This is a genomic window from Brevibacterium sp. LAARM2_SD2 (genome assembly GCF_057364785.1).
The window spans coordinates 1-20810 of the sequence record NZ_JBNFOM010000009.1 but is presented as its reverse complement, the minus strand read 5'-3'; the positions used below and the strand labels follow the sequence as shown (position 1 = coordinate 20810).

18 protein-coding genes and 1 pseudogene are annotated in these 20810 nt (G+C 69.1%); 9 read left to right on the top strand and 10 right to left on the bottom strand.

All coding sequences use genetic code 11. The features are described 5' to 3' along the window. Positions 1-43: 43 nt before the first annotated feature. From AC2W7K_RS07465 to AC2W7K_RS07455, 3 genes are all read right to left on the bottom strand, one after another. Positions 44-976 carry a 1,4-dihydroxy-2-naphthoate polyprenyltransferase gene (locus AC2W7K_RS07465; protein WP_486005950.1) on the bottom strand — a complete coding sequence of 311 codons (933 nt, stop codon included), beginning with the start codon at positions 974-976 and terminating at the stop codon, positions 44-46. 70 nt (positions 977-1046) lie between these two features. Beyond that, complete coding sequence (locus AC2W7K_RS07460; RefSeq protein ID WP_486005949.1) at positions 1047-2246, bottom strand: AMP-binding protein; 1200 nt, start codon at positions 2244-2246, stop codon at positions 1047-1049. A 10-nt stretch (positions 2247-2256) separates the two neighbouring features. Further along, positions 2257-3174, bottom strand: coding sequence for a 1,4-dihydroxy-2-naphthoyl-CoA synthase (locus AC2W7K_RS07455; RefSeq protein WP_486005948.1), 918 nt, complete (start codon positions 3172-3174; stop codon positions 2257-2259). 91 nt (positions 3175-3265) lie between these two features. Between AC2W7K_RS07455 and AC2W7K_RS07450 the strand changes: the two genes are divergently transcribed. Next, a complete protein-coding gene (locus AC2W7K_RS07450) occupies positions 3266-4351 on the top strand; it encodes an o-succinylbenzoate synthase (protein ID WP_486005947.1) in 1086 nt (361 codons plus the stop codon). Positions 4352-4357: 6 nt separating this feature from the next. Here the strand turns inward: AC2W7K_RS07450 and AC2W7K_RS07445 are convergent, their stop codons facing one another. Together AC2W7K_RS07445 and AC2W7K_RS07440 are read right to left on the bottom strand one after the other, a co-directional pair. Further along, complete coding sequence (locus AC2W7K_RS07445; RefSeq protein WP_486005946.1) at positions 4358-5065, bottom strand: hypothetical protein; 708 nt, start codon at positions 5063-5065, stop codon at positions 4358-4360. A gap of 220 nt (positions 5066-5285) precedes the next feature. Continuing rightward, positions 5286-6707: an alpha/beta hydrolase gene (locus AC2W7K_RS07440; RefSeq protein ID WP_486005945.1), complete on the bottom strand. Its 1422-nt coding sequence runs from the start codon at positions 6705-6707 to the stop codon at positions 5286-5288. A 59-nt stretch (positions 6708-6766) separates the two neighbouring features. Between AC2W7K_RS07440 and AC2W7K_RS07435 the strand changes: the two genes are divergently transcribed. Together AC2W7K_RS07435 and AC2W7K_RS07430 are read left to right on the top strand one after the other, a co-directional pair. Beyond that, positions 6767-7426 (top strand): thiamine pyrophosphate-binding protein, encoded by a 660-nt coding sequence (locus AC2W7K_RS07435; RefSeq protein WP_486005944.1) that lies wholly within the window; start codon positions 6767-6769, stop codon positions 7424-7426. Positions 7427-7455: 29 nt separating this feature from the next. Then, positions 7456-8547 (top strand): thiamine pyrophosphate-dependent enzyme, encoded by a 1092-nt coding sequence (locus tag AC2W7K_RS07430; protein WP_486005943.1) that lies wholly within the window; start codon positions 7456-7458, stop codon positions 8545-8547. Between the two features lie 125 nt (positions 8548-8672). Here the strand turns inward: AC2W7K_RS07430 and AC2W7K_RS07425 are convergent, their stop codons facing one another. Further along, positions 8673-10160: an HNH endonuclease gene (locus tag AC2W7K_RS07425; protein ID WP_486005942.1), complete on the bottom strand. Its 1488-nt coding sequence runs from the start codon at positions 10158-10160 to the stop codon at positions 8673-8675. A gap of 67 nt (positions 10161-10227) precedes the next feature. Then, positions 10228-11052 (bottom strand): isochorismate synthase, encoded by an 825-nt coding sequence (locus AC2W7K_RS07420; RefSeq protein ID WP_486005941.1) that lies wholly within the window; start codon positions 11050-11052, stop codon positions 10228-10230. 676 nt (positions 11053-11728) lie between these two features. Here AC2W7K_RS07420 and AC2W7K_RS07415 point away from each other — a divergent pair. The 3 genes and pseudogenes from AC2W7K_RS07415 (at position 11729) to AC2W7K_RS07405 (ending at position 14773) form a co-directional block, all read left to right on the top strand. Beyond that, a complete protein-coding gene (locus AC2W7K_RS07415) occupies positions 11729-12421 on the top strand; it encodes a demethylmenaquinone methyltransferase (protein WP_137826845.1) in 693 nt (230 codons plus the stop codon). Further along, a pseudogene (locus tag AC2W7K_RS07410) lies at positions 12418-13718 on the top strand (geranylgeranyl reductase family protein). The gene AC2W7K_RS07415 and the pseudogene AC2W7K_RS07410 overlap by 4 nt, the downstream one beginning before the upstream one ends. A 44-nt stretch (positions 13719-13762) precedes the next feature. After that, positions 13763-14773 carry a polyprenyl synthetase family protein gene (locus AC2W7K_RS07405; RefSeq protein ID WP_486005940.1) on the top strand — a complete coding sequence of 337 codons (1011 nt, stop codon included), beginning with the start codon at positions 13763-13765 and terminating at the stop codon, positions 14771-14773. Here the strand turns inward: AC2W7K_RS07405 and rarD are convergent, their stop codons facing one another. Beyond that, positions 14774-15697, bottom strand: coding sequence for an EamA family transporter RarD (gene rarD / locus AC2W7K_RS07400; protein ID WP_211978016.1), 924 nt, complete (start codon positions 15695-15697; stop codon positions 14774-14776). 175 nt (positions 15698-15872) lie between these two features. Between rarD and AC2W7K_RS07395 the strand changes: the two genes are divergently transcribed. Together AC2W7K_RS07395 and AC2W7K_RS07390 are read left to right on the top strand one after the other, a co-directional pair. Further along, positions 15873-17285, top strand: a complete 1413-nt coding sequence (locus tag AC2W7K_RS07395; protein ID WP_486005939.1) for an FAD-dependent oxidoreductase — start codon at positions 15873-15875, stop codon at positions 17283-17285. Between the two features lie 11 nt (positions 17286-17296). Beyond that, a complete protein-coding gene (locus AC2W7K_RS07390; protein ID WP_486005938.1) occupies positions 17297-18226 on the top strand; it encodes a GTP pyrophosphokinase in 930 nt (309 codons plus the stop codon). Position 18227: 1 nt separating this feature from the next. Here the strand turns inward: AC2W7K_RS07390 and AC2W7K_RS07385 are convergent, their stop codons facing one another. Continuing rightward, positions 18228-19013, bottom strand: a complete 786-nt coding sequence (locus AC2W7K_RS07385) for an alpha/beta fold hydrolase (RefSeq protein ID WP_486005937.1) — start codon at positions 19011-19013, stop codon at positions 18228-18230. A gap of 45 nt (positions 19014-19058) precedes the next feature. On the opposite strand from AC2W7K_RS07385, the gene AC2W7K_RS07380 reads away from it, so the two are divergent. After that, positions 19059-19667: a TetR/AcrR family transcriptional regulator gene (locus AC2W7K_RS07380; protein WP_486005936.1), complete on the top strand. Its 609-nt coding sequence runs from the start codon at positions 19059-19061 to the stop codon at positions 19665-19667. 18 nt (positions 19668-19685) lie between these two features. Here the strand turns inward: AC2W7K_RS07380 and metE are convergent. Then, a partial coding sequence (gene metE, locus AC2W7K_RS07375; protein ID WP_486005935.1) for a 5-methyltetrahydropteroyltriglutamate--homocysteine S-methyltransferase occupies positions 19686-20810 on the bottom strand: 1125 nt, incomplete at its 5' end.

Here is a 20810-nt window from a genome sequence, read left to right as displayed (position 1 = left end):
CCCGCGGGACACCGGCCGACTGCGTTTGGGGGCACGCCCCGATCTACAGCGCCAACCCGAGCGCCATGAGCGCGGCGAAGCACAGGGCCGTCAGTCCCGTCGACTTGATCGTCGGAATGAGACCGGCACCCGTCGTGCCTCCCAGCACCGTCTTCAGCGGTGAGAGCGCGGGCACGAGCGCGAGGATCGCCAGCGCCGCTGCGGGATGTCCGTCGAGGATCGCGAGCGCCAGCAGCGCGAACGGTGCGAGGACGAGCACGGCGTAGGAGACGCGTGCCCGCTGGTCGCCGAGGCGCACGGCCAGGGTGATCTTGCCCGCCTCGGTGTCGGTGGGGATGTCACGGAGGTTGTTGACCATGAGCACCGCCGAGGCGAGCAGCCCCATCGACACGGCGCCGGCCCATCCGCTCAGGCTCAGCGTCCCCACCTGCATCCACATCGTCCCGAGCGTCGCGACGAGCCCGAAGAAGATGAAGACGAACACCTCGCCGAGGCCCATGTACCCGTACGGTCGCTTCCCGCCGGTGTAGAACCACGCCGCGGCCACCGCGGCGGCGCCGACGACGAGGAACCACCACGCCTGGGAGATGAGCACGAGGGCGATGCCGACGACCGCGGCGATGCCGAAGCAGAGGAACGCGGCCCGCTTGACCGTCGCCGGCTCCGCCAGTCCGGTGGCGGTCAGCCGCACGGGACCGACGCGCACATCGTCGGTGCCGCGGATCCCGTCGGAGTAGTCGTTGGCGAAGTTCGAGCCGATCTGCAGGCAGAGCGAGACGATGAGGGCGAGGAGGCCCTTGAAGAGGATCGACGACAGCGACACGTCGGGACCGCTCGTCGAGTAGTCGCCGATGATGAACGAGGTGAAGCCCCCGACCGAGCCGATCGCCGCTCCGGTGCCGATGAGCACGGGGGCGACGGCGAGCGGCAGCGTCCGCAGTCGCGCTCCGGAGATCCATTGCGCGGCAGTTGCCATAGGGGTCGAGTGCCTTCCTAGCGATTCGGTGAACCGTCTCATATTACCGAGAGATCATTTGATGCGAAATTCAACTATGGGGTCGGGCAAGCAGGCTTTCGGCCACCTCGGCGGCCCTTCTGCGGTCGGGTTTGCCGATCGAGCGGGCCGGGATCTCCTCGACGACGATGACCTCGCGGGGAAGCATCGTCCCCGCCTCGGCGGGCGCCAGGGCGCGCAGGTGCCGGCCGCGTTCGGTCGGGGAGAGGCCGCGCAGCTGCCCGGCACCGGCGGCGTCGTCGAGGCGGACGAGGGCGACGATGCGCCGCCCCCACTCCGCGTCCGCGACCGCGGTGACGAGCACCTCGGCGACACCGTGGGGCTGCCACACCGGCAGCAGTGCCGTCTCGAGCGCGTGCGGGGAGACGTTCTCCCCACCGGAGACGATGACGTCGTCGACCCGGCCGAGGACGCTGAGGACACCGTCGTCGAGGTGCCCGAGATCACTCGTGTGGATCGTCCGCCGGCCCACCGGGCCGGTCAGGGCGGGGGAGTCGCGGGGGACGATGGTCCCGTCCGCTGTGACGTCGACGTAGGCGTCGGCGACGACGGGTCCGGTGAGGTCGATCGTGCCGGCCTCGGTGATCGTCACGGTAACCCCGTCGAAGGCGACGCCGTCGTAGACGCAGCCGCCCGCGGTCTCCGACATCCCGTACGTCCGCACGATCCGCAGGTCCGCGGCCGCTGCCGCGTCGAGGAGAGCGGGCGAGATCGCGGATCCGCCGAGGAGGATGGCCGTGAACGTCGCCGCCGCCGAGGTGGCGGCCGGGTCGGCGAGGACCCGGTGCAGCTGCGTGGGCACGAGGGAGGTGTAGCGGGGGCGGTCGTCACCGCAGGAGACGAGCTCGGCGACCTCCGCGGCGAAGGCTTGTGCGGTGAACGGGCCCGCAGCCGCGCGCACCGGATCCTCGCCGGCCAGTCGGGCGCGGAGTTCGACCTGGAAGCCGGCGATGTGGTTGACCGGCAGCGTGAGGTGCCAGCGGCCGGGTCCGGAGAGGAAGCGTTCGGTGGCCCGCGCCGAGGCGGTCAGGGCGTGAGCGGAGAGCGCGACGGCCTTCGCGGGCCCCGTCGACCCCGAGGTGAAGAGGACGAGCGCGGGGGCGTCACCGGGGCCCTGCCAACAGTCGGGGGCCACCTCGGTGACGTCACCGGTCCGGGCCTGCGGGAGGATGAGGATCGACTCCCCGGCCAGGGCCCGGTCGATCGCGTCCGGAAGGTCGAGCGGGGTCATCGGCAGCGGTTCAGTAGTACCACGGGTAGGGCGACCAGTCGGGGTCGCGCTTCTCGAGGAACGCGTCCCGGCCTTCGACGGCTTCGTCGGTCATGTAGCCCAGGCGCGTGGCCTCACCGGCGAAGACCTGCTGGCCCATGAGGCCGTCATCGACGAGGTTGAAGGCGAACTTGAGCATCCGCTGCGCGTTCGGGGACTTGCCGAGGATCTCGTTCGCCATGTCCAGTGCCGCGGTCTCGAGGTCGGCGTGGTCGACGACCTCGTTGACCGCGCCCATGTCGGCCATCTCCTGGGCCGAGTAGGTGCGGCCGAGGAAGAAGATCTCGCGGGCCTTCTTCTGCCCGACCATCTTCGCGAGGTAGGCCGAGCCGTAGCCGGCATCGTAGGATCCGACGTCGGCGTCGGTCTGCTTGAACTTCGCCTGCTCGCGTGAGGCGATCGTCATGTCGCACACGACGTGGAGGCTGTGCCCGCCGCCGGCGGCCCAGCCCGAGACGACGGCGATGACGACCTTGGGCATCGTGCGGATGAGGCGCTGGACCTCGAGGATGTGGAGGCGTCCGGCACGGGCCGGGTCGACGGTCTCACGGGTCTCGCCCTCGGCGTACTGGTAGCCGGAGCGGCCGCGGATGCGCTGGTCGCCGCCGGAGCAGAACGCCCAGCCGCCGTCCTTCTGACTCGGGCCGTTGCCGGTGAGGAGGACGGCGCCGACGTCGGGGGTCTGGCGGGCGTGGTCGAGGGCCCGGTAGAGCTCGTCGACGGTGTGGGGGCGGAAGGCGTTGCGCACCTCGGGCCGGTCGAAGGCGATGCGGACGGCCCCGATGTCCGTGCCGTCCGCGTCGATCGCCCGGTGGTAGGTGATGTCGGTGAAGTCGAAGCCGGAGACCTCGCGCCACCGGGTGGGATCGAAGATGTCAGAGACGGTCATGACCTCAAGCCTAACGCGGCCGCGGGCATCGCCCGGACGGGGGCGGGGAAGGTTCCCACCGCCGAGGTGGACTCCCGGATAGGCTGGGCGCATGACCGCCCTTCCCGCCTCCTTCGCCGACCTCGTGCCCAGCGTCCATGTCCTGCGGCTGCCGATGGTCACGCGCTTCCGGGGCATCACCGAACGCGAGATCCTCCTCTTCGAGGGGCCCCTGGGATGGGCGGAGTTCTCCCCGTTCGTCGAATACGATGCCCGCGAATCCGCCCGCTGGCTGCAGGCGGCCCTCGAGTTCGCCGGACTCCCGGTGCCGGGACGGGACCCGATTCACGGTGCCCCCGGCGATGTTCCCGAATATCGTGCCGATGAGCCTGCGTTCGTCGAGGTCAATGCCACCCTGCCGGCCGCCGGCGTCGCTGAGGTCGAGCCGATCCTCTCCCGCTTTGGGGCCGTGAGCACGGTCAAGGCGAAGGTCGCCGAGCACGGTCTCGCCTCGCTGCCGGAGGATCTCGCGCGGCTGCGCGAGCTGCGACGGCTCTTCCCCGATGTCGTCCTCCGGCTCGATGCGAATGCGAAGTACACCCTCGCCGAGGCGGTCGCGGCGAGCGAGGCGTTCGCGGAGTTCGATCTCCAGTACTTCGAACAGCCCGTCCCCGGGGTCGAGGACCTCGCCCGGCTGCGGGAGCGGCTCGCCGCCCGGGACCTGCCGGTGCGGTTGGCGGCCGACGAGTCGATCCGCAAGGCCGAGGACCCGTTGCGGGTCGCGGCCCTCGGGGCGGCCGAGGTCGTCATCGTCAAGGTCCAGCCGCTCGGCGGGGTCGCCGCTGCCGCGGAGATCGTTCAGCGGTCCGGACTGCCGGCCGTCGTGTCCTCGGCACTCGAGTCCTCGGTCGGACTGGCCGCCGGGGCCGAACTCGCCGCCCGGCTGCCGCGCACGCCGAGCAGCCGGGACATCCTCGGTGAGCACCCCGCCTGCGGGCTGGGCACGGCGCGTCTCTTCACGACCGATGTCGTCGCCGACGGGCTGGTGCCGGTCGACGGGCGGATCCCGGTGACGCGAATCGCCCCGGACCCGCAGCGCCTGACGGCGATGGCTGCGGATCCGGGGCGATCGGCGTGGTGGGCTGCTCGAGCTCAGGAGTGCTGGGACGTCCTGCGCTCGGTCAGCCTCAACGGCTGAGGCTCGTCAACCGGCGGCCTGGACGGCCTTGACGGCTTCCTCGGCGACCTTGACGGCGTCCTGCTCGTCACCGTTGGGCGACATGTTCGCCGCGGTGACGACGGTGTTGCCGACGCGGGCGACGACGGTCTGAGTCGACATCGCCGACTGGCCGCCGGCCTCCATCGACGTCGTCGTGCCCACGGCTTCGTCGGCACCGGGGACGGTGGCGTCGAAGGTCTCGGACTTCATGTTCATCTCCATGCCCGACATCGTCATCGTCACGTCACCGCAGGTCTCGGCCATCGTGCTCGAGGTCGAGAACTGGTCGGTGGTGGCCGCTTCGTCGGGGAAGCTCGAGAGGCCGACACTCATGGTGTTGTCGGAGGCGACGCCGACGACGGTCGTGCCGTCGGTCGCCTGTGCGGCGTTGAGTCCGGCCATCGCGAGGTCCTTGCACTCGGCGGGGTCGAACTCGGCCTGCTCGAGGGCCTTCGCGGCCTCTCCGCTCGAGATCGCGCCGGTGTCGACCGTCTTGAAGGTCTTGCCGTCGAACTGGGTGGTGTCGATGATGTTCTTCAGAGCAGCCTCGTCGAGCTGGGTGGACTGCTGGGTCTCCTCAGCGGCCGGCTGCGAGCCGGAGCCGGAGTCGGCGGAGTCGGACGAACTCCCGCTGGTGCAGCCGGTCAGGGCGAGTCCGGCGGCGAGTGCGATGACGGGCAGTGCGCGTTTCATTGGTCGACCTTTCGAGTCAAAGTTCGGCCAGCACGTTCGGCTGGAGGGGGTAGTAGCTGGGAAACCGCTGGGTGGTGCGGTTGAGTTCAAGCGTAGTCGAGGCCTCAGCGCGCATTCCCGCGCGATTGTGCCGGATCAGGCACATCCGTCGCCGGGTCGGACACATCTGCCATCCGGGCCTGGCGGTCGGTTGAGTCAGGACCAGCTGTGTCTGCGCTGGTCACCTCCGTCTCCGGTTCCGGCGCCGAGGCGATCCGGACCGTCGTGATCTCCTCCTGCCCGTGGGTGGCGAAGTGCTGCGTGCGCTTGCCGGGGATGATCGGGTCGTGCATCGCGCGGCGAGGCGACCGGTGAACGTCAGCCGCCCCTTCTTGTCCGCCCGCTGCGGATACTCGTTGATCCCGGTCGGGCCCGTCACCGTGATGTCGTACTTGCGTCCCGGTTGGAAGAGGTCGGGGGTGCGCACGCGGAAGCTGCCGGTCCCCGTGAGGGAGAAGCCGGCGGCCGACACCGAGCCGAAGCGCACGATCTGTGCGCGGCGCCGGGAGATCTCGACCCGCCATCCGTGGATGTCGAAGAGGGCGTGGCCGGTGAGGTAGGAGAACTCGCCGCCGTCGGCGACGCGCGAGCTCTCGTTCCCGCGGCGTCGGGAGGTCTGCGAGCTCTCATAGTTCCGGTGCCGGTCGAGGGTCGTCAGCCATGCTCCGAGTTCGCGCTGCCAGCTCGTCCAATTGTGCAGACCGGTGCTGCGGGGGAACCACGAATGCCGGATGCCCAGGGCGTTGAGGCGGGCGGAGAAGCGCTCGCCCTGCTGGTTGACGAGCGTTTCGAGGAGGTCCCGGTCCTTCGTCTCCTCGAGACTGCCGGATCCGGCGCTGAACCACAGGTCGATGTCGCGGAGGTTCTCGGCCAGTCCGTAGGGCGAGTTCGCGATCCATTCGCTGCGGTCGGCGTCGCGATCGCCGAAGACCGACATCGACCGGGCGCCCTCGCGCATCGCGATGATGTCGAAGGCCGGCACCGCGGTGAGCGGGTCGAGCGGGGAGGAGAACGCCGCGGCCGCGCCGTAGCGGTCGGGATGCCAGGCGGCGTACTTCATCGCCCCGTACCCGCCCATCGACAGGCCGGCGAGCAGCTGGGACTCCCGGTCGGCGTCGATCGAATAGGTCTTGGCGAGGAACTCGGGGATCTCGGTGGTGTGGAACGTCGGCCAGTCGTGGACCTCGCTGCCGACGGCGACCCGCGAATAGGTGCCGGCACCGCCGTCGGGCATGACGACGAGGTAGGGGGTGTCGGCGGTGAGCTCCTCGGCGGCACCGAAGTCCGTCCACGACCGGAAGTCGTCGCCGCCGCCGTGGAAGAGGTGGATGACGGGACTGACCTCGGCGGGGATGCCCGGCAGGAGGACGCGGACTCCGACGGTGCGGCCGAGGGCGGGGGAGTAGAGGAAGAATTCGCGCAGCCGCGGTGAGAGTTTCCGCTTGTCGCGGATGTGCCATCTGCGGGCGTCCTTGCCCCGGGGCTCGGGACCGAGGAAGGCACTGTTCTGGTCGCGGACGGGGAAGCGGCCGCGGTACGAGCGGGCGGCCGTGAGCGATCGGACGGCGCGTGCTCCAACCGCTAAGAGGATCGATCGGCGCATGGAGCGAGCCTAGAGGGTCAACGTGAACCGCAGGTGGGTAAGTGGTTGAATATCGGGTGATGTCGAATTCGAGCGCAGTGGCGCAGCAGATCGCCCGCAGTCTGGTCGCAGCCGGAGTCAGGGAGGTCGTCCTCGCCCCCGGGTCCCGGTCCGCACCGCTCGTCTACGCGCTCGCCCCCCTCGCCGAGGCGGGGCTCATCCGCACGCACGTCCGTCTCGATGAGCGCGACGCCGGGTTCCTCGCGCTCGGTCTTGCGCGGGGTCTGCGGGTGCGCGGTGCGCAGACCGGAGAAGTCGCGTCTGCCGTGGCGCTCGTGACGACGTCGGGGTCGGCGGTGGCCAACCTCCATCCTGCTGTCCTCGAGGCGGCGTACGGGCACCTGCCGCTCATCGCCCTGACCGCCGACCGTCCCGCCAGGCTCCGAGGGACCGGCGCGAATCAGACCATCGATGACCAGTCGCAGGTGCTCAGCGATGTCCGCGCCCGTATCGATGTCCCCGCCGGCGAGGACACGGACGTCGTCGATCGGGTGGTGACGGGAGCGGTGCGCACGCGGTGGGTCCGGTCGGTGGGACCGGCACCGAGGCGGCCGGACCGGTCCAGGTCAACGTCCAGTTCGACACCCCGCTGGTCCCGACGCCCGACGAACTGCGTGCGTGGACCGATGAGATCGCGGGATGGGATGGTGCCGGGACAGATGCTGCAGGGACGACGGTAGTTGCGCAAACTGAGGCTCCCTCGTTCGAGGTGACTGTCACCGAGGGAACCGTCATCGTCGCCGGCGATGCCGGCGGCCACTCTGCCGACCTGCTGCGAGCGCTCGCCGCCGATCGTCATCTGCCGGTGCTCGCCGAACCGTCGAGTCCGCTGACACGGCCCATGGCGGGTGTCGCGACCTTCGTCCCCGCACACGCTCGGGTGCTCAGCGAACGGGCGGACCTGAGAGATGCGATCCGGACGGTCATCGTCCACGGCAAACCGACCCTGACGAGGCCGGTGGCCGCATTGCTCGCCGACGACTCCGTGTCTGTGCAGCGCCTCCCCGATGACATCGATGCGACCGTGCTGACCGTGGCGGACGACAAGAGAGACGACGACACGGGAGCCGACGACAAACGAGCTGACGACAACAGCGTCGACGGCAAGAGAACCGACGAGGCGGCCTGGCTGCGCGCCTGGGTCGAGGCGGGAGAGGCCTTCGTCTCCTCCGCTGTGGAAAGCCCGTCGGCCGCGCAGGCGAACCCTCTGTCGACCCCGCAGGCGAATCCTCAGTCGACCGCTCGGGCGATCACCGAGCACCTCGCAGCCGAGGACATCACCCTTTTCGTCGCGAGTTCGAACTCGGTGCGCTACCTCAGCGACGCCACCGATCTCCGCGCCCGCATCCATGCGTCGCGGGGCTTGGCGGGCATCGACGGGCTCGTCTCCACGGCGACAGGGCTGTCTCTCGGGCTGGGGGAGCGGGTCGTCCTCCTCATCGGCGATATCGCGCTGCTCCACGACGTCGGCGGCCTGCTCACCCCGTCGCACGAGCAGGCCGGCGACGTCTTCATCGTCGTCCTCAACGATGACGGCGGTGCGATCTTCTCAGGACTCGAGCACTCGCAGGACCACGTCGTCGACCACCTCGAGCGCTACTTCACCGTGCCCCACGGCAGACGCTTCGCCGACCTCGCCGCAGCGTACGGATGGGACCATGCGCAGGTGTCCACGCTCGAGGACTTCTTCGCCGTCTTCGCCGACGTCCAGGCCTGCTCGCAGTCCGCCGGCGGACACGGGGCCCGACGGACGATCATCGAAGTCGCTCTCGCCTCACCGTCGACCGATCACGACGTCTGACGCACCGGGCAGAGTTGTCGTCTTCACCCCGCACGGCAGCAACGGTGGCCACCATGCACAGCTGACCCGGCATCGCCGAGAACTTGTCCGGCGTCGCACAGAGCTCGTCAAGCGTCGCCGAGACCTCACCCAGTGTCCCGCAATATCAACTCGCGATAGACCGACTCGACGGTGCTCGGCGCCTCGACTGTGCTCGGCGCCTTGGCGTCGACACTGTCCGGCCTGATGGGAACAACTTCGACGGTCGGGACCTCATCTCCGGGCCGCCTCGGTGGGCCGTCTCGATTGCTCGCCGTGCTCCGGCCTCGGGCGCGCAGCTTCGTCACGAGCGGCGGAGTGTCCGTCCGGTAGCGCTCCCCGGTCGGGGTGGTGACGATGAGCGTGCCCGGAGTGGCCTCATGCTTCCAGCCGGCCTTCTCCTTCGCGTAATTGCAGGCCGCACACAGTCCGGACGCGTTCTCCCACTCCGTGGGGCCGCCGTCGGCCACTGACTGCGCATGGTCGACGTGCTTGATCGGAGCGTCGCATCCCGGGGACCGGCACACGTCGTCGCGGAAGATCACCATCTTCCGCAGCTGACCGGTGAACTTCCGCGACTTCGAGTCCATGCCGACCAGCTGCCCGGTCGTGGGGGAGGTGAAGACCCGCCGGAGGAAGGTCTGTGCGTCGGATGCCGCGAGGAACTCCCGCGCCGTCTTCGCCGGCAGGGGACCATAGCCCGGCAGCCAGGCGGGCACCCGCCCGTCGGAGAAGAGGCTTTCGGCCTCCATGACCACGGCGACCTCGACCGGCACGTCGCCGGCTGCGCCCTGCCCGGTCAGCCGTTCGACGAAGAGGTCGGCCATGAGCTGCTTCTCATTGCGGCCCTCGGCCTCGCCGTCGGCGATTCGACTCAGGGCGGACTGGCGGAGATGATCGACGACGGCGATGCCTTCGACCATGGGCAGCACGGCACTGATGCGGGCCATACCGTCCTCGAGGTCGGCGAAGGACACGTGCCGGTCCGCCACGGCGACGTTGGAACTCTCCCATTCGTAGGCGGGATCGTCGTCGACGCGGGCCTCATACGCGAGTGCCCGCACCTCACGGCTCAGGCGTCTGTTTCCGGCGTGGGTGAGGCGGTCCTTGAGCTCGTCATCGATGCGGATCCGCTGCTCGTGGGTGAGACCGGCGGTGCGCTCGGCGACGGTTCGGGCACGACTCTGCGGGATGTCCCCGCGGGCGAGGGCGGCGAAGGTGTGCGGGAGATCGTCGACGAGCGCATGGGCGGTCGAGAGGAATCTCCGCCCCGAGGCCGGTGCCGTGTACTTCGCATAGGCGACTTCGTGCCCGGCATACGTGCCGCGTTGGTGCGCAGGCACCTGATTCGCAGTGTCCTCGGCGACCCGATGCGCGTGCAGTGCGACGGCCTCGCTGGCTTGGACGGCGGCGATCGTCGCGGTGAGACGCTCGAGAAGACGGATGCGGTCCTGAGCCTCGCAGGCATTGGCCGAGGCGGCCAGATCGAGGAGCATCGAAGTGAAATCACGGACGTCACCGGCGAACTTCGGCGCGGCGAAGGTCAGGTCGGCATCGCCGCCAGTCGCCGTGTCCGAAGGTTCCTTCGCGTCCATACGACAACGCTACAGACCGGTCCTGACACGACATCAGAACTGACACGAGCTCAGAACCGAACCACCCCTACTCCAACCCGAGCGCCCTCCGCATCGGGGCGAACTTCGCCTCTGTCTCGGCCACCTCGGTGGCGGGATCGGAATCGGGCATGATCCCGGCCCCGGCGAAGAGACGGATTCGGTTGCGGTCCTCGAGCTGTCCGCAGCGCAGCGCGATGCCGAACTGCCCGTTGCCGCGATCGTCCATCCAGCCCACCGGACCGGAGTAGCGGCCGCGGTCGAGCGGTTCGAGTTCGTCGACGCGGGCGACGGCGCTGGCCTGCGGGTATCCGCCGACGGCGGCGGTCGGGTGGACGGCGGCAGCGACGTCGAGGGCGTTGAGCCCGGAGTCCGCCGGCAGCTGCCCGGTGGCATCGGAGGCGGAGTGGATGACGTTGGCCAGGGGCAGCAGGTGGGGACGTTCGTCGACGGAGACCTCGTCGGCGACGGATCCCAGGCTGCGCTGCAGGGAGGCGATCGCGAAGGCGTGCTCGGTGCTGTCCTTGTGCGCGCTGAGCACCTGGCGGGCCGCGGCCATCTCCGTCGTCGGGTCCTTCTCGACTCGGTACGTGCCGGCGAGCACCCGGGAGGTCACGCGGCCGTGGTCGACGCCGATGAGCAGCTCCGGGGTCGCGCCGATGAGCCCGGCGACGTCGAACGTCCAGCAGCTCGGGTAGCTGCGGTTGAGCGCACCGAGCACGGAGCGCACGTCGATCTCCTCGTCGGTGGTGACGACTTCGTCGCGGGCGAGGACGACCTTGCGCAGGGTCGGGTCATCGGAGTCGGCATCGACTTCGGCGGCCCCGTCGACGGGGTGAGCATGGCCGAGACGGTGGCGACGAGACGTGCCCACGTGTCCTCGTCGAGGTCGCCGGGGGAGGCCTGCGCCGAGGTGACCGGTCGCAGCGGCTGTTCGCGCAGGACCGGGGGTGTCGGGGTCGCGTCCTCGGTCGCGATCGTCGTCATCCACACGCGACCGCCTCGGCGCCCGATGACGAATTCGGGGATGTGGATGAGGGAGTCGACGGCGGAGTCCTGCGAGTACGTCACCGTCGCGAAGCACATCAGCCCCGACCCGAGGAGGTCGACCTCGTCCTCGATCACCGCGGCCGCGGTGATCGCCTTCCACGCGTCCGAGAGCTGCCGGAACCGGTCGCGCCCGCGCGCCCGGATGCGCAGGGTGCGGCCGAAGCCGATGAGTCCGGAGGTGTCCCTGACCCAGCAGGAGAACGCCGAGGTGGGCAGCAGTGCCAGCGTCTGCTCGACGGTCGTGGGCAGGTCGGATCCGAAGGGGAAGCCGGGGCCGGGGTCGACGTCGTCGACGAAGCGGGAGCGGACCTGCAGACGCGGGGTCGCGGTGGCGATGTCGGAGGCGGAGAGCGTCGTAGTCATGGCATGGCCACTGTATCCGAGCCCGCTCGCCGACGGCGGCACAGGGTCCGGCCCGGGTGCGCGGCCCGGCGCCGGGTGTGTGCAGGTGCACAGCGACTGATTCGCCCGCGGGCACCTCGTGTTGAGAGAATGAGGACATGAACCGTGCCCAGCTGGACAAGCAGCCCGCTGACGTCGCCTCGATGTTCGACGACGTCGCCTCCCGTTACGACATCACCAACGACGTCCTCTCGCTCGGGCAGGCACGTGCGTGGCGGCGCAGCGTCTCCTACGCCGTGGCCGCAGGGCCGGGGGAGCGGGTCCTCGATCTCGCCGCCGGCACCGGCACCTCGTCGATGTCGTTCACCCATCACGGCGCCGAGGTGGTCGCCGGTGACATCTCCGAGGGCATGCTCGCCGAGGGCCGCCGCCGGCACCCGAAGATCGACTTCGTCTATGCCGATGCCCTCGATCTGCCGTTCGAGGATGAGAGCTTCGACGTCGTGACGATCTCCTTCGGCATCCGCAACGTCCATGACGTCGATCGGGCGCTGGCCGAGATGCTGCGCGTGCTCCGGCCCGGCGGCCGACTCATCGTCTGCGAATTCTCCACTCCGACGTTCTCGCCGTTCGCCCGCGTCTACAAGGAGTACCTCATGCGGGCGCTGCCGCCCGTGGCCACCGCGGTGTCGTCGAACCCTGAGGCGTATGTCTACCTCGCCGAGTCGATCCGCGCGTGGCCCGACCAGGACGAGTTCGCCATCCAGATCTTACGAGCCGGATTCGACCAGGTGAAGTACCGCAACCTCTCCGGCGGCATCGTCGCCGTCCACCACGCGCTCAAGCCGTGAACGAGTTCGACGCCGACGTCATCGTCGTCGGGGCGGGACCTGCGGGGTCGGCCCTCGGCACGTATCTCGCCCAGGCCGGACACGATGTCGTCATCCTCGAGAAGTCGGGGTTCCCGCGGGACAAGATCTGCGGTGACGCGCTCACCCCGCGGGCGGTCAAGGAGGTCGGCTTCCTCGGCCTCGAGACTCCGGAGGACGAGGGCTGGCACCGCAACCGGGGACTGCGCCTCATCGGCGGAGGCCACCGGCTCGAGATCGCCTGGCCCGATATCGACGGAACGCCGAACTACGGACTGACCGCCCGCGGATGAGCATGGACGAGGCCTTCGCCCGGCATGCCCAGCGCTCGGGTGCCCGCCTGTTCGAGCAGATCAAGGCCCTGAGCCCGGACATCGACGAGGACGGATGGATCCGCGGAGTCCATGCCGCCGGAACCGATCATCGCGGTCGGCGGGTCGGACCCGACGCCCACTTCCGGGCGCCGATCGTCGTCGCCGCCGACGGCGTCTCCTCCCGCCTGGCCGTGGCGATGGGTCTGGAGAAGCGCGACGACCGGCCGATGGGAGTGGCGGTGCGCGCCTACCATTCCTCGCCCCGGCATGCCGATGACTTCATCGAGAGCTGGGTCGAGATGCGGTCGACGAACGCCGACGGTCAGTCCGAGGTGCTGCCCGGCTACGGGTGGCTCTTCCCGATGGGCGACGGCACGATCAACATCGGCGCCGGTCTCCTCGACACCTCACCGCAGTTCGGCTCCGTCGACCTGCGGGCGGTGATCGAACGGTGGATCGCCGACATGGGCGGCGAATGGGGGATCGACGAGACGACGGCGCTCGGGCCGATCAAGTCCGCGGCCCTGCCGATGGCGTTCAACCGCACCCCGCACTTCCACAAGGGTCTCCTCCTCATCGGCGATGCCGGGGGAATGGTCAATCCGTTCAACGGGGAGGGCATCGACTACGCCCTCGAATCCGCCCGCACCGCCGCCGAGGTGATCTCGACCTATGCCCGCTACCCGGAGCGGATCATGCGCAGCAAGCTCACCGAGTACCCGGCGCTCATCGGGGATTCCCTGGGCGGTTACTTCACGTTGGGCAGGGTATTCGCTGCGATCATCGGCCATCCGGCACTGATGCACTTCGGAATCAAGTACGGTATGGGTGTTGACGTTGTGATGGAGTTCGTCGTCAGACTGCTGGCGAACCTCTACCGCGACCCCTCGATGACCGAGGCCGATCTCATCGACCGGGTGATTGCCACTCTCACCCGGATCGTCCCGGCCACGAGCAACGCGTGAGCCCTGCAAGGTACCCTGCGATAACTATGACGAATGACGAGGACATGAGCCACCTAGCCTCTCCGGTGACTTTCATCGGTGCCGATGCCCAGCTCGCGGCCGACATCGCCGCACAGCTCGACATCGTCGAGCGGCGTCTCTACGCGGTCACCGACCAGACGCGGAAGCTGCCCGACACCGCTTCGAAGCATCTGCTCGCCGCCGGCGGCAAACGTGCCCGCCCGAACCTCGTCCTCCTCACCGCCCGCCTCGGGCAGCCGCAGTGCGACGAGGTCATCGAGGCCGCCGTCGCCGTCGAGCTCATCCACCTCGCCTCCCTCTACCATGACGATGTCATGGACGACGCCCCCGTGCGCCGGGGTGCGCCGGCCGCCCACGAGGTGTGGGGCAATTCCGTGGCGATCCTCACCGGCGACCTCCTCTTCTCCAAGGCCTCGCTCGTCACGGCGGGTCTCGGCCCGGAGGCCGTGAAGATCGAATCGGAGACCTTCGAGCGCCTCGTCCTCGGGCAGCTCGCCGAGTTCGCCGGTCCCACCGAGGACGAGGATCCGATCGCGCACTACATCGACGTCCTGGCGGACAAGACGGGGTCGCTCATCGCCGCCTCGGCGCAGTTCGGCGTGATGTTCTCCGGTGCCGATCCGGCGCTCATCGAACCGGTGCGGATCTTCGGGGAGAAGGTCGGCATCGCCTTCCAGCTCGCCGATGACATCATCGACCTCACGACGACCGGTTCCCAGTCGGGGAAGACGCCGGGCACCGACCTGCGCGAGCGCGTCCCGACCCTGCCCGTGCTCTACGTGCGTGCCGCGGCGGAGAAGGGCGACGCCGAGGCGGTGCGCATCGTCGGTCTCCTCGACGCCGATCTCAGCTCGGACGAGGCGCTCGAGACCGCCCGGGCCGCGCTCGCCGCTCATCCGGTGACGGATGAGGCCCGCGCCGAGGCGGTGCGCTGGTCGCAGGCGGCCAAGGATGCCCTCGCCCCGCTGCCCGAAGGGATCGTCAAGGACTCCCTCTTCGAGTTCGCCGACTCCGTGGTCTCCCGCTCGCGCTGATCACCCCGTCGTCGGCGGCCGGCGGCTCTGCCGGATCATGTCCGTGCACAGGAGGATGACGGCGATCCAGATGATGAGGAATCCGATCCAGCGCGTCACCGACATCGACTCGCCGAGGATGGTGATGCCGATGATGAACTGCAGCGTCGGCGCGATGTACTGGAGCATGCCGATCCACGACAGGGGGATCCGTCTGGCGGCGGCACCGAAGAGGATGAGCGGAATCGCCGTCGCCGGTCCCGTCGCGAGGACGATGACGACGTGGAGGGCGCCGAAGCCGGTGAACGTCTGCGTGCCGGCCGCGGCGAGGAAGCCGAGATAGGCGAGGCTGGGGATGGCGAGGATCGCCGTCTCGACCGTCATCCCCTCGAGCGCGCCGATCCTGCCGCCCACCTTGTTCTTCACGAGCCCGTAGAACCCGAACGACAGGGCCACGGAGAACGCCAGGTAGGGCACGCGGCCGAGCCCGAGACCGACGATGATGACGGCGACGAGCCCGAAGCCGACGGCCGCCCACTGCAGGGGCCGCAGCCGCTCCCCGAGGAAGACGACGCCGAGGCCGATCGAGATGAGCGGATTGAGGTAGTAGCCCAGGGAGATCTCGACGAGGTGGCCGGTGTCGATGCCGTAGATGAACGTCGTCCAGTTGATCGCGATGAGCACCGCGGCCAGCGCGAGCAGCCAGAACGTCCTGCCCGAGCGCATGATCGCCCACGTCCGGGCGAAGCCGCGGGCGAAGACGAGGAGGATCGCGCAGAAGATGAGTGCCCAGATCACCCGGTTGGCGACGAGTTCGAGCGCGCTCGTCGGAGCCGCGGCGGCGAAGAGCAGCGGGAGCAGACCCCAGAGCAGGTACGCCGACGAGCCGTAGATGAGTCCGAGGCGCCGGAAGGCGCTCTCGTCAGGAGCGGCAGGAGTGTTCACAACGAAAGTCTAGGGTTCTCTCAGAAATTCGGTGACCACCGTCTGCTCGACGGACGGGCCCTGCTCTGCCGGGGCCGAGTCCGTCGTGACCAGGCGTGCGAGGTTCGTCACGTGAGTGTTAGGAGAACCTATATAGGCGATAGAATCGTATCCGAATGTCTAGAGAGGTGTGAGAATGACTCGTCCGTTCCGTGTGGCCATTGTGGGTGCTGGTCCTGCCGGTATCTATGCGGCTGATCTGCTGACGAAGGCTGAGCGTGATTTCGACGTCAGCATTGATCTCTTCGAGCGTCTGCCGACGCCGTTCGGGTTGGTCCGGTACGGGGTGGCGCCGGATCATCCGCGGATCAAGGGCATCATCAACGCCCTGATCAAGGTCCTCGACAGGGGAGACATCCGGATGTTCTCCAACGTCGAGTACGGAGTCGACATCGCCCTGGACGAGCTCACCGATCGCTACGACGCCGTGATCTTCTCCACCGGCTGCTTCGTCGATGCCCCGCTCGACATCCCCGGCGTCGACCTCCCCGGTTCCTACGGTGCTGCGGATTTCGTCAACTGGTATGACGCACACCCCGATGTGAGCCAGGACTGGCCGCTCGAGGCTGAGCAGGTCGCGGTCATCGGCAATGGCAACGTCGCACTCGACGTCGCTCGCGTGCTCGCCAAGCAGGCCGATGACATGCATGTCACGGAGATCCCCGACCACGTCTACGAGGGTCTGAAGTCCTCGAAGGTCACCGACGTCCATGTGTTCGGGCGCAGGGGCCCGGCGCAGGCGAAGTTCACCCCGCTCGAGCTGCGAGAGCTGGGCCATGTCGCCGACGTCGATGTCATCGTCTATCCGGAGGACTTCGAGTTCGATGAGGGGTCGATGGCAGCGATCGAGTCATCGAATCAGGTCAAGCAGGTCGCGAAGACGCTGACCGATTTCACGATGCGCGAACCCACCGGGGCGAAGCGCCGTCTGCATCTGCACTTCCTTCACGCACCCGCGGAGATCCTCGGCGATGGGAAGGTCGAGGCTATGCGCACGGAGCGTCAGGAGCTCGATGGGACGGGGAACGTCCGGGGCACGGGCGAGTTCGTCGACTGGCCGGTCCAGGCGGTCTACCGCGCCGTCGGCTATGCCGGCTCCGCACTGCCGCAGCTGCCGTTCGATCCGCGCCGCGGGGTGATCCCGAACCATGAGGGTCGCGTCGTCGACGCCGTGGATCAGAGCGAGGCGGCCGAGTCCGATGTCGTCGCCGGCGTCTACAGCACCGGGTGGATCAAGCGGGGCCCGGTCGGCCTGATCGGGCACACGAAGGGCGATGCCCTCGAGACGATCTCCCACATCCTCGCCGACCGCGCCGCCGGCGTGCTCGCCGAGCCGGTCGCTCCCGCCGAGGACTCGATCGTCGAACTGCTGCAGGCCAAGGGCGTCGAGTTCGTCGACTGGCAGGGCTACCACCGGCTCGATGCCGCCGAACGGGCCGCCGGAGCCGTCGAGGGCCGTGAAAGGGTGAAGATCGCCACCCGCGAGGGCATGCTGGCCGCCGCCCGCGACCACGCTGCAACCGCCTCGGCGCCCGTCTCCGGTCACTGAGCCGACCCCGCGTGAACGCCGATTCCGACCTCCGACGACACGTCGATGCCGCCTACGCTGAGCGGCTCGACGTGTGGGAGGCGACGGCGACGCGGATCAAGGTCTGGCTCAAGGAGCAGCAGCGGGGCCTGCTCAAGGACAAGGACATCTCGCGACTCGACGTCGACGGTCACCGGATCAAGGATCCGGCGCGCACCCTCGCCAAGCTCGCAGAGAAGGTCGCTGCCGAACCGGACGTCACGGTCACCTCGGCGATCGATGTCGAAGACCAGATCAGGGACATCGTCGGTGTCAAGGTCCTCTGCAAGTCCCCGCGGGACCAGAAGATGATGTTCACCTCCCTCTGCGACCCTGCGCAGCTGGGAGCGTTCGAACTCATCGAAGAGAAGAACTACGTCGATCACCCCAAGGCTAGCGGCTACCGCGCGTGCCACGTCACCCTGCGCATCCCCTCCGACCACGGGGAGCCGGTGTACGCGGAGGTCCAGGTGAAGACGCGGCTGCAGGATGCGTGGGGCGAGCTCACGCACGAGGACATGTACAAGCCGGGCGCGGCGATGAAGCCGAGCGAGCTCCACGGCGAGTTCGCCCGCGCCATGGCGAACATGCTCGCAACCGTCGACGAGATGGCCGACACCCTGGCCGTCGAACTCTCGGCGCTGACGAATCCGGAGCCCGAGACCGGTGTGCTCGCCGGGGCCGAGGAACGCCGTGCCGTCGACGTACGGGTCCGGGCGACCGGCCCGAAGTACGCTCTCGCCGTCGACTCCGACGGCCGCCAGGGCCTCATCCCCGCGTTCGCCGTGCGCGAGCTCAGCGGGGAGAAGGGCACGATCAAGGTCAGCGACTTCGTCCGCGTCGACGATCGCCTCCACGTCAGCGTCGAAGAGGACTCGAAGGGCCTCTACTACATTCCCACCGAGCTGCCGCGCGGAGCGTAGCTCACCGCAGGGCGTCGACGAGGGCCGCGAGACCGCTGGGATCCTCGAGATGCGCCATGTGCCCCTGGCCGGGCACGGTGTGGGTGCGTGCCCGCGGGGTGAGGCTGAGGACGTCGGCGACGCTCGTCCCATAGGGGGCGGCGCCGAGGTCGTCCTCCCCGACGAGGACATCGATGCGGTGCGCGCGGGCCCCGAATTCGGCCGGCACTGAGGCGGTGGCGATCGCGCGCAGCTCCGGGTAGAGGGGGTGTGCGAGCTCCTCGAGCATCCGCCACGCGCGTTCGTTCGCGCGCAGGCCCGCGACATGGCCGGCGTCGAATCCCGAGACGTCGACGTTGATGATCTCGACGGCCGCATCCCAGTCCGCCGCCTCATGGGCTGCCTTGAGTGCAGACAGTGCGTGCTCACCGAAGGGCGCCATGACGGGTTCGTAGGCGATGACATGGTCGAGGCGGCGGTCGTTGGCCGCGTGCAGGCCGACGAGTCCGCCGAAGCTCCACGCGAAGAGCTGCCGGGCAGCGAAGGTATCGAGGACTGCACCGAGGTCGGCCACCTCGGTGAGGAGCGAATGACCCTCCGGCAGCTCCGACGATGGGGCCCGCCCGCGCCGATTGACGACGATGACGCGCGCCCAGGCGGTGAGGGCTGCGGCGAACCGGCGCCACGCCCGCGCATCGCTCATCACCCCGGGCAGAACGACGAGCGAGTCGGCCGGTTCGCCCTCGGGATCGCCGTAGACGTCGACCGTGAGATGGCCGTCGGCAAGAGGAATCGTTTTCTGAATCATCTGCTCCATAAATCAATTATGGACCGACTGCTCTAGAATTCAAGGATGATGCGTGGACGACCTCCGGCCTTCGAGCGGGACCAGGCGCTGCTCGAGGCGGCGCGGCTGTTCTGGCGTCACGGGTATTCCGGCACGTCGACGCGGGCGCTCACCTCGGCGATCGGCATCTCGAGTTCGAGCCTCTACGCCGCATTCGGGAGCAAGGCCGGTCTCTTCGCCGAGGCGGTCGAGGTCTACGCTCAGCGCTATGCCGAGATCTACCGGCGAGCCGTCGCCGCGGATGCGATCGGCGAGGTCGTCGAGACGCTGCTGCGGGAATCGATCATCGAGTTCACGCAGGATCCCGCGGTCAATCCCGGGTGCATGGTGACGAGCGCGATCATCACGGACTCGGCGGATGCGAGCGATGCGGGAGAGATCATCAGCGCCATGCAGGCGGAGAACGCGCGGCTGCTCCACGCCCGATTCACCCGGGCCGTCGAGGACGGCGAGCTGCCGGCCGACGCGTCCCCGACAGCGCTCACCGACGCCGTGCAGACCGTGTGGCTGGGACTCTCCGCCCAATCGAACCAGGGCATGAGCCGCGAGCGGCTGCTGCGCGCAGCCGATCTCGCCGCCCATGCCCTGTGGGGGACCCGCACCGCCGAAGCGTGAGCGCGACTCAGCCCGGGATCACCCGGAGGCCTGGCCTGCCCGCACGCCGGTCAGCACCGCATCCCGTGCCGCCACGAGGTTCGCCAAAGCCGGTTCCACCTCGGCGTACCCGCGGGTCTTGAGGCCGCAGTCGGGGTTGATCCACAGCCGCCTGGCGTCGACGGACTCGAGTGCGGTCTCGATGAGCTCGGTGAGCTCGACGACGCTCGGCACCCTGGGGGAGTGGATGTCGTAGATGCCCGGCCCGATGCCGCGGGCGAAGTCCGCCGCGGCGATGTCGGCGAGCACCTCCATGCGCGAGCGGGCGGCTTCGATGCTCGTGACGTCGGCGTCGAGGGCGTCGATCGCCTCGATGATCTCCCCGAACTCCGAATAGCACAGATGGGTGTGGATCTGCGTGGCCGGCGCCGCCTGTGCTGCGACGAGGCGGAACGAGCGGACCGACCAGTCGAGGTAGGCCGCGCGATCGGCCCGGCGCAGGGGCAGGAGTTCACGCAGCGCTGGTTCGTCGACCTGGATGATGCCGATGCCCGCGGCTTCGAGGTCAGCGACCTCATCGGCCAGCGCCAGCCCGATCTGATCCGCGGACTCCTGGAGGCTGACGTCCTCGCGAGCGAACGACCACGCGAGGATCGTCACCGGGCCGGTGAGCATGCCCTTGACCGGCTTCGTCGTCCGGGACGCCGCGTACGTCGACCAGGCGACGGTGATCGGCTCCGGGCGGGAGACGTCACCGAAGAGGATCGGCGGCCTCGTGCAGCGGGATCCGTAGGACTGGACCCAGCCGTTCTCCGTCGTCGCGAACCCGTCGAGGTGCTCGGCGAAGTACTGGACCATGTCGTTGCGCTCGGGTTCGCCGTGGACGATGACATCGAGTCCGAGGCGCTCCTGGAGGTCGACGGCACGGTCGATCTCCGCGCGCATCGCCGCTTCGTAGGCCTCGGCGTCGATCCGCCCCGCACGATGGTCGGCTCGGGCCCGCCGCACCTCGGCGGTCTGGGGGAACGAACCGATCGTCGTCGTCGGCAGCACCGGCACGGCGATGGCCTCCTGGGCGAGGGCCCGGTCGGCTGCCGCGCCGCGGCGACCGTCGTGGCCGGCCACCGCGGACACGCGTGCCGCCACGGCCGGGTTGTGGACCCG